Below are 13,009 nucleotides of genomic sequence, written 5' to 3' on the forward strand. Positions count from 1 at the left end.
CATCACACGCTACAGAGCGACAAGCTTCATGCAAGACAGGTAGGAGCGGCCGATGCGGACCTCGCTGCCATCAAGGAGCTCGGCAAACCAGGCGCCGTGCCGGCCGCGCCGAAACCCTTTTATCGCCTCCATGCGCAGGATCGTGGAGCGGTGGACGCGAACGAACTGTTCGGCCGGCAGCCGGCTTTCGAGCGAAGCCAGCGTTTCGTCCAGCAGATAGGTTTCACCTTCGGCATAAAGGCGCGCATAGTCGCGCTCGGCATCGATGCGGGACACGCCGGCTGCCGAAACACGCACCAGCCGCCCGCGCGAACGCACCCAGAACGGCGGCAATCCGCTCTGTTCCTGGCGCATCGCCTGCCGGAGCGCATCGAACGCCGCCGTCATTTCCGCGAGCCGCTCGGTCGCGTTGCGGGTCCCGAGGCGCTGGCGCACCCGAAGAAGCGACGCGGCCAGCCGCTCTTCCTCCACAGGCTTCGTCAGGTAATCGACGGCATCGGCCGCAAAAGCGGGAAGCGCATAATGCCCGAAGGCGGTGACGAAAACGACCGCGGGCGGCGCGTCGCTCAACGCATCGACCACATCGAATCCGTCGCCCCCCGGCATTCGGACATCGAGGAGCAAGAGGTCCGGCAAATGCCGACGCGCCTCCTCGACAGCAGCCGCAACATCCCCAGCCTCGGCCACCACCTCTACGCCACCGATGGAAGCAAGCAGCCGGGCCAAGCGCCGGCGCGCGATGGGTTCGTCATCGACGATGACGGCGGTCAGGTCCCGTTCGTCCATCATGCGCACTGCCACGGCAGCGTCAGGCGCACCGCAAATCGACCCGGCCGGATGTAACCGCTGGAGAGCGTGGCAGCGCCACCGAAATGCGTGGCAATACGATCGGCGACATTGCGCAGGCCGATCCCCATGCCTGACGGCATCTCCCCGGCTTCGGCCGCCAGCGTGTCATTTTCAACCGTGACGACCAGGACATCGTCGAGACGTTCTGCCCACAGCGCGATTTCCACCGGGCCGCGCGTCGCACCGACGCCGTATTTTACGGCGTTTTCGAAGATCGGCTGGAGGATCAGCGGCGGCACACGAACGTTGCTCGCCTCCTCATCCACGGAAAACGAGACTTTCATACGGTCGGAAAAGCGCGTGCTTTCCACGGCAAGGTAGTCCGACTGGAGTGCCAGTTCCTCCCTGAGCGGGATATCCTGCATGGGGTCGAGCGTCAGCGTCTTGCGCAGGAAGCCGGAGAGTTTCAGCACCATGCTGCGCGCAGGGGCGTTCGCGCCCTCTTCGATGAGACCCGCCATGGCGTTCAGCGTGTTGAACAGGAAATGCGGATTGACCTGATAGGCGAGCGCCCGCATCTGTGCCGAGAGCGCTTCCTCGCGCAGGGCCGCCATGCGTCGCTCTCCTTCGGCCAGCGCAAAGCTGTAGCATAGCACGAGATAAAGGCAGCACCAGCCGAAGAACAGCGACATGCCGAAGATCATGCCGAAGGCGAATTCCCGGATATCGAACTGCGCCGGCTGCGGATAGACGCACACGATGTAGATGAGGTGGTCCACGGCGGCGGAAATGGGGGTGGCGGCGAGCGACAGGGCAAAGGCCACGGCCACCTGCTGCCACAGCGGCCAGCCAAGCGTGCGCCGCAGCAGCATCGTCATGCCCGTCGTCAAAACAAGCGCAAAGGCGATCGAGGCGAGCTTGCCGGGCGCGGATTCGACCGGATCGGTTCCGGCAATGGCCCAGAGCACGCTCGTGGACAGAAACACCGCCACCCAATAGGCCACAGCAAGACGGAAAACGGCCTTGCGCCGCTCGATTTTTTCCCGGTTCCGCCCGGTATCGTCCTGCGCCACCACCCCGAAACCGGTCTCGGCTAGACTGGCCATTCCATCCCTCGCATTCGTCACCATTCCCGCCGGACTATTCCGCCGATTGGCTCGCCTGTCGATAGACGCTCGTCGTCGCAGGAAGGCCGTTTGCAGAAATTCGCTCATTCGACGGTAGCGACCGTGCTCTATCCCGGACGCGGCGGGGGCGAACGAGATTCGGCGACCGGCAACAGTCAGCGTGCGGCAGCGCCAAGCGGACTCGCCGCTCCGCTGCCACGGACGGGCACCGATGTCCGCCGCGGCTCTGCATAATCCTGTATCGATTTCGAGGAGTTCATTATGTCCACTATTCCCGGCAATCCCTCGACCACCGCAACGATCAGCAAAGGCCAGGCCATCAATGGCAGCTTGACCTTCGCGGGCGACAGCGACTGGTACAAGGCTAGTTTCTCAGCCGGCCTAGACTACGGCTTCCGACTTTCCGGTGACGGCTCGTCATTGACCGACCCCGATCTCACGCTCCACGACGCCAACGGCACCGTGCTGGCGGGCGGTACCAACTATTCCTCCAACACTGTCACCGTGAATTTTTCTGCGACCCTTGGCGGCACATATTTCGTGGGCGTTAAGGACAGCTCCGACATCGGCAATTACAACCTCGTCTGGCTCGGCAACGATACGATCCGCCGCGACGCCAACACTACGGCCACGCTATCCCAGGGGCAGACCGTCAAGAGCGCCGTGGATGTCGTGGGCGATTCCGACTGGTTCAAGATCAGCCTGAAGGCCGGCCTCGACTACGGCTTCTCAGTCTCCGGCGATGGCAGCAACACGTCGCTGCCCGATGCGGACCTGATCCTGCGCGATGCGAATGGCACTCAGCTTGCCGGCGGCACGAACTACAGCAATAGCACCTACGCAATCTCCCATGCCGCAAAGCAGACCGGCACATACTTTATCGACATCCGCGACAGCGGCGAGGCTGGCAATTACAGTCTCCGTTGGCTTGGCAACGACACGATCCTGCGCAACACCTCCACGACCGTCGCCCTGGGCACCGGCGCCAGCATCACGAGCGCTATCGACGTGCAGGGCGATTCCGACTGGTTCAAGGTGAGCCTGAAGGCCGGTATCAGCTATGCATTCACCGTGACGGGCACAGGCACGTCCGGCCTTCCCGATGGCGACATTTATCTGCGTGATGCCAACGGCAACAAGATTGCGGGCAGCACGAACTATTCCTACGCCACGGGCCTTGTAACGTTCACGGCCCAGAGCGCAGGCACCTATTTTGTCGAGGTCACGGATGCCAGTGACATCGGCCGGTATATCGTTTCCAATCCCAGCCTCGACACCGTCTTCAACAACGTCAACACCGATCGCAGCCTGCTCGTCGGCCGCTCGACGACCGGCAAGATCGACGTGGAGGCTGACAGCGACTGGTACGGCTTCACCGTCAAGTCGGGCGTCACCTACCGCTTCACGTCAAGCGGCACCGGCGATGTCGCGGGCGTAGACGGTGTGAGGCTTGCACTGCGCGACGCCAACGGCAACCTCATCAAGTCGGATTCCAATTCGGTCGCCGTCGTCGAGTTTACCGCGACGAGCAGCGGCAAGATTTTCCTCGACATCGCTGGCTACAACAGCTCGGTCAAGGGCAAGTTCGTCCTGTCGGCCGTCTCCGACGCACCGGTGCTGAAGGGCACTTCGGCAAGCGAAACGCTGACCGGCGGCGATACCGCCACGAAGATCTACGGCTATGCCGGCAACGACACGCTCTACGGTGCCGATGGCAACGATATCCTGATCGGCGGCACCGGCGCGGACAGGCTCTATGGCGGTTCGGGCTCGGACACAGCCTCCTATGCCGGGGCAAAGGCCAGCATCACCGCCAGCCTGACCAAGCCCTCGATCAACACGGGAGACGCCAAGGGCGATCGCTATTCCTCGATCGAGAACCTTACCGGCTCCTCCCATGCCGACAAGCTGACGGGCAATACGAAGGCCAACAGCCTCGACGGTGGCGCGGGCAACGACATCCTCAAGGGCCTGGCCGGCAACGACAAGCTGTATGGCGGCAGCGGCAACGACAAGCTCTACGGCGGGACCGGTGCCGACAAGCTCTACGGTGGCGCGGGCGCGGATTTGTTCGTCTTCACCAGCACCAAGGACAGCACGACGAGCTCCCGCGACATGATCTATGACTTCTCGCAGAAGCAGGGCGACCGGATCCACCTGTCCGGTATCGATGCCCGCGATGCCACGAGCAAGAACGATGCCTTCACCTTCATCGGCGAGAAGGCGTTTTCCGAGAAGGCCGGCGAGCTGCGCTATTTCCACAAGAGCGGCGACACCTTCGTCTACGGCGACGTGGATGGCGACGGCAAGGCCGATTTCGCGCTTCGCCTCGACAAGACAATCGATCTCGTCAAGGGCGATTTCATCCTGTAAACAACGAACGGGGGCGGCTCTGGCCGCCCCCTTCATCATGGTGCAACGGACTCATAGCGGGTGTTGCGCCAGTAGCCGTCGGGTTCTAGAAGGCACTCCTCCAGCCCTGCCCGCGCAAAGGCCTTTCGCTGTTCGGCGGCGGCCGTTTCCAGGATGTCATCCGTATCGAGATGCACAACCTTGCGGGCGCGCATCAGCACGCGTCCGTTGACCATCACCGTATCCACGTCCGCGGCATTGGCGAAATGTGCGATACGCAGCACCGGCATGCCCGGCGGGTAGAGATGGGGCTTGCGCATGTCGACAAGCACGATATCCGCCTTCTTGCCGACCTCCAGCGAGCCGATCTCGTTTTCCAGGCCAAGCGCCCGCGCGGCATCTATCGTCACCAGTTCGATCGCCTTGCCCGGCGGCAGATAGGCGGGATCGCGGAAATGACGGCGGTGATAATGCATCGCCTGCGCCATGTGGCGGAACATGTCGTAGCCGCGGTCCGGCGCCGAGGCGTCCGAGGCGATGCAGACATTGATGCCGGCATCCAGCAGCTCCGGCACCGGGCAACGCCCATAGATCGACATGATCGCGCTCGGATTGTGGATGATCGAGGCTCCCGTTTCCTTCAGCGCCTCGAAATCCTCCGGCGTCAGATCCACGCTGTGACCGAGCAGCGCGAAACGGCCGAGCAGGCCGAAATCGCGGGCGAGCGCGATCGATCCCTCACGGTGACCGTCCTGCGTGAAGAGCACGCCGAGCCGTTCGCGCAACGCCATCACAGCCTCTCCCATCGCCGCAACAGCGCGTCGGTCAGCCGGATCCTCGATCTGTTTTTCATTGTAGACCGGCATCATCAGACACACGCCCGTGCCACGCCCGAGCACGTCGTTCCAGCGCGTGATGAGGTCTTCGCTGACCGCGAGCTGGTGTTCGAAGCTGACGGCGACATCGCGCACCGCCCCCTCGTCAAAGCGGCGGAAGCTGCGCGGAAACGGCGGACGGCGCGGGCCGACCGCGAGGATGGTGCGCAGACCCGATTCCGCCGTTGCTCCACAATGGGCATCGCCGAAGGCCGGATCGTCGGTCCGGATGATATCGGCGCCGCCGCCGAGCAGCGTCATGCCCGTCGTGACACCGGCCATCAGCCGCTCGAGCATCGTCAGCCGGGCCTCAGCGCGCCAGAAATCCGGGGTCGAGCCCTGGGCATAGACGCCCTCGCAGACTTCGGTCCAGCGGTCGACATCGCCGTAGCCGGCAGCGCGAATGAGGCCGTGACCGGCGTGCGAATGACAATCGATGAGGCCGGGCATGGCGACCATGCCGGTGCCGTCGATCGTCTCGCGCGCGCCTTCCGGTGGCGGCGTGTCGTCCTCGCTGGCTATCCCCAAGATCCGGTCGCCCGAAACGGCGATCCAGGCCCGCTCGATGACGCGACGTTCCGCATCGATGGTCATCACCGTCGCATTGCGCAAGAGCACATCCGGCTGGTCCATGTCAGTCCCCTCTCCATTCGCCGAACAACCCGGCGCCACTATTGTGTACAAAATTGTTGACAACATTTCCATCGAATGCCAGCAATAATCCGACGGATAACTGGTACTGCCGCCCGCGCTCCCGTCCGGACAGCCGGCACCATCGCACAGGCCGCCACCCGAAGGGACCCCCATGGAATTCGATTTCGCGCAACTGCCCGCCCAGGATCGCTACCGGTTGCTGGTGAGTTTTGTCGCTCCCCGCCCCATTGCGCTCGTGACGACCATCGACGACAAGGGCGGCCACAATGCCGCGCCGATGAGTTTCTTCAATGTCTTCTCGCAGGATCCGCCGCTTGTCATTCTGGGCATGCAGATGCGCCCGAACGGCGGCGTGAAGGACACGGTCGCCAATATCCGCCGCTCCGGGGAATTCGTCGTGCATATGGTGGACATGGCGATTGCCAACCAGATGATCGTCACCGGCATCAACTTCCCCTCCGACGTGGACGAGATCGCTTTTGCCGGCCTGACGCCGGTGTCCTCGGTCAAGGTCGCGCCGCCGCGCATCAAGGAGGCGCCCTGCGCCATGGAATGCCGCGTTGCCCATACGATCGAATATGAACGCCGCACCATCGTGCTCGGCGAGGTCGTCCAGATGCATGTGCGCGACGAGTGCCTGGACGAGCGCGGCCGCTATGTGCGTCCGGAGACCTACCAGCCCATCGCCCGCCTGCATGCCGACAACTACATCGTGGCCGACCGCCAGTTCGTTCTGAAGAAGCCGGAGGATCTCGCACACTACGAAATCGCAGCCGGTTATGCCGATCCACCGGCTGTAAAGACCGGTTCCTGACCGGAAATCCGCGTCGAAACCGATAAAACGGCCAGATCGACGCAGGAAAATCCCGGAAATTGGTGAAAATACCGTACACACCGGCCGCGGTGCAGGTTGCGGATCGTGGCGGTCGTCTTGTATTGCTGTGCCCAGTCGGACAGCACCTTCAAGTTTACTTGGGTAGTGAACCGCAACAGCATGGCTATAGAACGGTTGGCCGGGGCGGAGCGGCCGCCGATCGAGGGAGAGGCGATGGAACAGGCGTCGAAAACAACGGCCGGCGAACGCGCTTCGGCTACGAAATCGAGAAAACGAACAGGCCCGACCGACGAGTATATTCATGGCGAGATCTACAGCGCCATCATCAATCATCGTCTGCGCCCCGCAACACCCTTGCAGGAGGACGCGCTGGCCGGCGCCTTCGGCGTATCGCGCACCATCATCCGCAAGGTGCTGCAGCGCCTCGCGCATGAAAAGCTGGTCGAACTGATCCCCAACAAGGGCGCCTTCGTCGCCCGCCCCTCCATTGAGGAGGCAAGACAGGTTTTCGAGGCGCGGCGCGGCATCGAATGCCTGCTGATCGAAAAGCTGGCATTGACCGTAACGGAAGAGAATATCCGCCAGCTGACCGGTATGGTGGAGGCCGAAGCCGAAGCCGTGGCGCGCAACGACAAGAAGCGTCGCGTCCAGCTCTCGGGCGATTTCCATCTCGAGCTTTCCAACATGGCGGGCAATGTGGTGATGCGCGACTTCGTGCAGGAACTCGTCTCGCGCACGTCGCTCATTATCGCGCTCTACGAATCCCCCGGTGCCGTGCCCTGCTCGCATGGCGAACACGCCGAAATCATCGATGCGCTGAAGCGCAAGGATGCCAAGCGCGCGGCGAACCTGATGGACCACCATCTGCGCCACATCGAGGCTCAGATCGACCTTGAAGAGCAGCCGACCCGCGTCGATTTCACCGCGCTTTTCCGCAACGTCTGAAACGGATGCGCTCCAGCCTCCGCATGGAGGCCGGAGCCCTTCACCAGGATTTACTTCAGCTTGGCGCTGACGGCGTCGATGCCGGCGCGTGCGCATTCGTCGTCGATGTCACCGCTCGGAGCGCCGCCGACGCCGATGGCGCCGATCGTTTCCTCGCCGGCCTTGACCGGAACGCCGCCGGCGAGCACGAGCAGGCCTTCGATCGAAACAAGCTGGGCCGCGGCCGGGTTCTTGCCGACATTCTCGGCGATCTTCTGGGTCGGGGTGCGCATGGAGGCGGCGGTGTAGGCTTTGCGGACGGCGCTGTCGAGCGTGTGCGGACCGGCGCGGTCGGCACGCAGGACGACACGGGTCACGCCGGCACGATCGACGACGGCAACGGTCACATTGAACTTCTTGGCGGCGCAGGCCTTGACGGCGGCATCGGCAGCTTCGACGGCGATGTCCAGCGGCATGTTGCGCTCGGTGAGGATTTCAGCCTGGGCGGCGCCGGCAAGCGTCAGGGCGGCAAAGGCAGCGGCTACGAACGTCTTCATCTTGATCTCCATCTGGGGCCGCTCGGATCTCGTTGCGGCGACGTCCTTCTTTTCGGAGATTTCTGCGTTTTGCGGTATCGGTGAACGGACGGAGCGGGGTCCGTAGGACTACGGAGCCTGCCCGATCAGGGATAGGCGCGCGAACTCCGCGACAGAAGTCGTGCCCAGCTTCTGCGCGATGTTTGCGCGATGCGTATCGACCGTACGGGGCGAAAGCTGCAGGGCCTCGGCGATTTCCTTCGTCGACCAGCCACGGCCTACCATGTCCAGCACCTCGCGTTCACGCTCGGTCAGCTGCGCCACGAGCTGGGCTGCCTCCGCCCGCTCGGCCCGCGCGTCCAGAGCGCCCGACGCCTGCTGCAACGCTTCGATCAGCACCTGCTCGTCGATCGGCTTCGTCAGGAAATCCACGACACCGGCCTTGAAGGCCCGACGGCAGGCATGAACGTCGCCATGGCCGGTGCAGATGATCGTCGGCCAGTCGCAGCCGATGGCACCGAGCTTCTCATACAGTTGCAGGCCGGTGATGGCGGGCATGCGCAGATCCAGCATCAGCACACCGGGTTTCAGTTTCGGCGCCCGCGCGAGGAAGACGGTCGGATCGCCGAAGGTCTCGATGCGAATGCCATAGGTGCCGAGCAGCAACGAAAGCGCGCTGCGCACGCCCTCGTCGTCATCGACCAGATAGACTGGTGCCATCGTCATGCCGCTGCTTCCTCTCGTCTTGCTGCTTCCGGCGACGCCGGCAACCGCACGGTGAAGATCGCACCGCCCCCAGCACCATTCTCGGCGGAAATGTCGCCGTCGAAACGCTCGACGATGCTTTCGCAGAGGCTAAGCCCCAAACCCATACCGTCGGGCTTGCTGGAGAAGAACGGTTCGAACAACCGCGGCAGGATGTCGGGCGGTATGCCCGTGCCATTGTCGGAAACGGCGATATGGTAATTCACGCCCGCATGTTTCAGCGATACGAGAACACGGCCATCCGACCGGCCCGCCTGCTCAACCGCATCGGCGGCATTGCGGATAAGATTGTGGATCACCTGTTCGATCTCGACAGGATCGATGCGCGCCAAAGCCGGGGTGGCCGGCAAATCGATATCGAGCGCGATCCCGCGCCGATCGAGGTCGATGCGCGACAGGGCCACGATGTCGGCCACATGCCGGCAGAGATCATGTATGCCCGCCGCCTGCGCACTCTTGCCGACATAGGCGCGCAGGCGCACCAGAATGTCGGCGGCACGTTTGGCCTGCAACACATTGGCGGCAAGCACGCTATCGATGGGCGTATCCGCAAGGCCGTTCGCTGCCGCGATGCGCCGGCCGGCCTGACTCTGACTGAGCAGCGCCGTCAGCGGCTGGGTGAGTTCATGAGCGATGCCGGAGGCCATCTCGCCCATGCTGTTGATGCGCAGCGCGTGGGCAAGCTTCGTCTCGTGCTGGCGAAGCGCCTCTCGCCGGGATGCCGCCTCCGCCGCCTCGCGGGCGATGGCGGCATCCTGCCGGTGGCGCAACAGCGACCGCACGAGCACGAGCCCCAGAAGCGAGACGGCCGCGAACAGGGCGAGCGGCAGCGGCGGAAGCAATTGCGACGGCGTGACCTGCCTTTGCAGGGAAAGCCGCAAGGGCTGTGTGGCGCTGACGATCGGAGCGTCAAAGGAAATGGTCCGCGCCAGGAAAGAAGCATCCTGGGAGTTTCCAGCCCCCTCTTCCAGCAAGGGTCCCTCCGCCGTTGAAAGCGTCAGCAAGGCCCAGCGCGGCAGTTCTTCGCCCTCGACGAGCTTTGTCCCGTCGATATCGAGACTGACGGCAAGAGCGTCGTCCATGCGTTTCATCAGGCGGTAGTGGCCGGGCTTGGCATCCGGTCCATACACGGCCTTGCCGGGCGTCAGCGTTTCCACCGCCTTTAAGACCTGCATCGGGTCGGCCGTGGTTCCATCCGCCGAGGTCGCCGAACTCACGACGCCGGCCTCCTCGCCCGCACGCACGCTGACAAGATCGATGGCGACGATACGCGGGTAGAAGCGCAGGATCGATCCCGCGACGGGCCCAAAATCCTGGGACGGCTGCGCGCGGGCGAGGCCCAGCGCGCTGAGGCTCGTGAGATGCGCATCGTGCTGGGCGACCCGCTGCGAGATGATCCGTTGCAGAGTGCGGCCGCTTTCCGATACCTCCTGATCCAGTACCTGCCGGTGGCTCGTCACCGAGTAGAGGCAAAACAGCGCCACCAGCAGCAACCAGCCGCCGGCAAGAGCGACAGGGGAACGGAGGAGGGTCAGGCGTCGATGCATCGAAGGTGAAGCCGGTTCAGGGATCGGGGAAGCCATCATAGGGCCTCCCTTCCACCTTGGCGATCCGCAGCATCACGGATGCTTCAACACCGGTAGCGAGAGCGGTGCGAGTTCGGAGACCGGCCGGCCGCGCGGATCGTTGGCCTGCAGGCGGCGCAGCGCAAAATCCTGCACGGCCTGCAATTCCGCAAGCGCTCCGTCGTAGTCGACCCGCGTCGGCCGGTCGTTTTCCATCACGCAGGCGCCGTCGACGAAGACGGATGACACTGCGCGCTCGGCAGCGCAATGCAGGAGGTTGCGCAGGGGATCGTAGACCGGCTGCATGCCGGGATGCCGGAGATCGACGAGCGAAAAATCCGCCTTCGCGCCCGTGGCGATGCGGCCGATGTCGCTCCGGCCGAGCGCCCTGGCGCCGGCCAGCGTCGCCACATCGAGAATATCGGCCGTCGAGATGTCGAACACCGTGCCGCCGGCAATACGGGCGTTGATCAGTGCTGTGCGCATCTCCTCCAGCATGTTGAACGGGTAGCTGTCGGTCCCAAGCGCCACGTTCACGCCGCTGCGGCGGTAGCAGCCGACCGATTGCAGCACCATGCCGCTGCGCGCGAAGGTGACGGGGCAATGGGCCACACTTGCCCCGCTTGCCGCAAGGCGGCCGAGATCATCGGCCGTGCGCTGGCGTGTCCAGGAATGGCTGTCGATGAAAATGCAATGACCGATGATCAGATCCGGGCCGAGAAGCCCGAGTTTCTCGAGATACTGCACGGCGGTAAGACCGTGGCGCCGCAGCAGTTCCTCATACTCGGCCATCGTCTGGGCGGCATGGATGGTGATCGGCACCTTGCGGCTGCGCGCGGCCTCGGCCGCTTCCTGCAGCAGGTCCGGCGAGCAAGTCTCGACCTGCGCCGGGGCGACGATGCCGCCGAGACGGCCGGACGCGTGGGCTTGAGCGGCATCGACCGTTTCCAGTGCGCGGGCGAAGGCATCGCGGCCACGGGCGGCGTCCCAATGGAAATCGAGGCGATGGCTGTCCTCGACATGCCAGGCCGCCTCGCGGAAGCCGGGGGCGACATAGGCGCGGGCGCCACTGTCTGCCAATGTCGGCAACCAGCAGTCATGCGGACCGGCAATGTCGACAAAGGTGGTGACGCCACTGCGCAGGAGATCGCCGAGCATGACCGTCAGCGCGGCTTTCACCGCGTCGTCTCCGATCTCGATGAGCGAGGAATATTCGTACATCGCCTGTCCCCAGAGGGCGGCGCTCCCCTGGTCCTCGAAGAGGCTCTTGGAAACAGGCTCTTCACCGGAATGGGTGTGCACATTGACGAAGCCCGGCAGGACCATGCGGTCGCGACCTGAGATTTCGTGCGTGAAGGGACCGTCGTAGCGGCCACCGACATGCAGGAAACCGCTGTCATCGAAGGCGACGTCGGCATCGTTGAGATAGGCGTGGCCACCCGTCCCCGCATCATAGGCGATGACGGTATGGGCGTTTCGGATGACGGTGATGTCAGGCATGGGTTGTCCTGAAGTGCTTTTCGAGGAAGCGGCTATAGGCGCCCATCAGGGCACTGAAGGTGAAATAGACGGCGGCGGCAACGAGATAGCCCTCCAGCACCGCAATGCCCTGCCATTCCGGATCGCGGATGGCGGCACGCACCGTATCGAGGAAATCGACGAGACCGACGATGGTGACGAGCGTGGTGTCCTGAAAGAAACCGATGAACAGGCCGACCATCGGTGGAATCACCTTCTTCAGCGCCTGCGGCAGCACGATCTTGCGCATCACCTGCCAGTAATGCAGGCCGAGCGACTTGCCGGCCTCGACCTGGCCGGCCGGCACGTCCTGCAGGCCGCCGCGCACGATCTCGGCGATATAGGCGGACGCGAAGAGGATGATCGCCACCTGCGCACGCACCAGTTTGTCGATGGTGACGCCATCGGGCATGAAGAGCGGCAGCATGACCGTCGCCATGAAGAGGATGCTGATCAGCGGCACGCCGCGCACGATCTCGATGAAACCGACGGCAAGAACCCGGATCGCCGGCAGGTTGGAAGCACGCGCCAGCGCCAATACGATACCCAGCGGCAATGCCAGGGTCAGCCCCACGAAGGAGAGCATGAAGGAAAGCGGCAGGCCGCCCCAGCTCGTCGTCGCCACCGGCGTCAGGCCGAAAACCCCGCCCGCCATGAGGATATAGAGCACCGGCAGGATGACGACGATCCAGGCGATGAGCAGCGCCCGGCTCCAGAAGCGCGGTATCATGGAGAACAGGCAGGCACCGAAAAGCAGGAGCAGCGCCAGGAGCGGTCGCCATTGCTCTTCGTAGGGATAGAAGCCGAACAGCATGTAGCGCAGCTTTTGCGCGACGAACGGCCAGCAGGCGCCGCTTGCCACCTTGCAGGCCTCGCCGGTGCCGGCAAAGACGGCATCGATGAACAGCCATCCGATGGCAAGCTTTGCGACGAAGACGATCGCCACGATGGAGGCGACGCTGATGATCGTGTTGCCCGGCGTGCCGAAATAGGCGGAGAATTTTCCCATGCGCGCCGCGGCGGGCGCCGGTTGCGGCGGGGCCAAAGCCAAGGCTTGAATATCAGCCAT

General features: G+C 63.9%; 11 protein-coding genes. 3 read left to right on the forward strand and 8 right to left on the reverse strand.

The genetic code is table 11. From position 1 onward, the window contains the following. Positions 1-9: 9 nt before the first annotated feature. Together MUU55_RS04275 and MUU55_RS04280 are read right to left on the reverse strand one after the other, a co-directional pair. A complete protein-coding gene (locus MUU55_RS04275) occupies positions 10-789 on the reverse strand; it encodes a LytR/AlgR family response regulator transcription factor (protein WP_244759510.1) in 780 nt (259 codons plus the stop codon). Next, on the reverse strand, positions 786-1,895 hold the full coding sequence (locus MUU55_RS04280; protein ID WP_244759511.1) for a sensor histidine kinase: 1,110 nt from the start codon (positions 1,893-1,895) through the stop codon (positions 786-788). Before MUU55_RS04280 ends, MUU55_RS04275 begins: the two co-directional genes overlap by 4 nt. A gap of 282 nt (positions 1,896-2,177) precedes the next feature. Between MUU55_RS04280 and MUU55_RS04285 the strand changes: the two genes are divergently transcribed. Further along, a complete protein-coding gene (locus tag MUU55_RS04285) occupies positions 2,178-4,289 on the forward strand; it encodes a pre-peptidase C-terminal domain-containing protein (RefSeq protein ID WP_244759512.1) in 2,112 nt (703 codons plus the stop codon). 35 nt (positions 4,290-4,324) lie between these two features. On the opposite strand, the gene MUU55_RS04290 is transcribed toward MUU55_RS04285, so the two are convergent. Further along, positions 4,325-5,776 carry an amidohydrolase family protein gene (locus MUU55_RS04290; protein ID WP_244759513.1) on the reverse strand — a complete coding sequence of 484 codons (1,452 nt, stop codon included), beginning with the start codon at positions 5,774-5,776 and terminating at the stop codon, positions 4,325-4,327. A 172-nt stretch (positions 5,777-5,948) separates the two neighbouring features. Here MUU55_RS04290 and MUU55_RS04295 point away from each other — a divergent pair, with 172 nt between their 5' ends. Together MUU55_RS04295 and MUU55_RS04300 are read left to right on the forward strand one after the other, a co-directional pair. Next, complete coding sequence (locus MUU55_RS04295) at positions 5,949-6,611, forward strand: flavin reductase family protein (RefSeq protein WP_244759514.1); 663 nt, start codon at positions 5,949-5,951, stop codon at positions 6,609-6,611. A 180-nt stretch (positions 6,612-6,791) separates the two neighbouring features. Then, positions 6,792-7,577, forward strand: coding sequence for a GntR family transcriptional regulator (locus MUU55_RS04300; RefSeq protein WP_244759515.1), 786 nt, complete (start codon positions 6,792-6,794; stop codon positions 7,575-7,577). A gap of 50 nt (positions 7,578-7,627) precedes the next feature. Here MUU55_RS04300 and MUU55_RS04305 read toward each other — a convergent pair whose 3' ends face one another. From MUU55_RS04305 to MUU55_RS04325, 5 genes are all read right to left on the reverse strand, one after another. Then, complete coding sequence (locus MUU55_RS04305; RefSeq protein ID WP_244759516.1) at positions 7,628-8,113, reverse strand: GlcG/HbpS family heme-binding protein; 486 nt, start codon at positions 8,111-8,113, stop codon at positions 7,628-7,630. A 108-nt stretch (positions 8,114-8,221) separates the two neighbouring features. Further along, complete coding sequence (locus tag MUU55_RS04310) at positions 8,222-8,818, reverse strand: response regulator transcription factor (RefSeq protein WP_244759517.1); 597 nt, start codon at positions 8,816-8,818, stop codon at positions 8,222-8,224. Further along, the gene (locus tag MUU55_RS04315; RefSeq protein WP_244759518.1) at positions 8,815-10,404 is read right to left on the reverse strand and encodes a sensor histidine kinase; all 1,590 of its coding nucleotides are present in this window, start codon (positions 10,402-10,404) and stop codon (positions 8,815-8,817) included. The genes MUU55_RS04310 and MUU55_RS04315 overlap by 4 nt, the downstream gene beginning before the upstream one ends. Before the next feature lie 72 nt (positions 10,405-10,476). Continuing rightward, on the reverse strand, positions 10,477-11,922 hold the full coding sequence (locus tag MUU55_RS04320; protein ID WP_244759519.1) for an amidohydrolase family protein: 1,446 nt from the start codon (positions 11,920-11,922) through the stop codon (positions 10,477-10,479). Further along, entirely contained in the window at positions 11,915-13,009 is a 1,095-nt protein-coding gene (locus tag MUU55_RS04325) for an amino acid ABC transporter permease (protein WP_244759520.1), read from the reverse strand. Before MUU55_RS04325 ends, MUU55_RS04320 begins: the two co-directional genes overlap by 8 nt.

The sequence above is a fragment of the Shinella curvata genome (genome assembly GCF_022899935.1).
GTDB classification, from domain to species: Bacteria; Pseudomonadota; Alphaproteobacteria; order Rhizobiales; family Rhizobiaceae; genus Shinella; species Shinella curvata.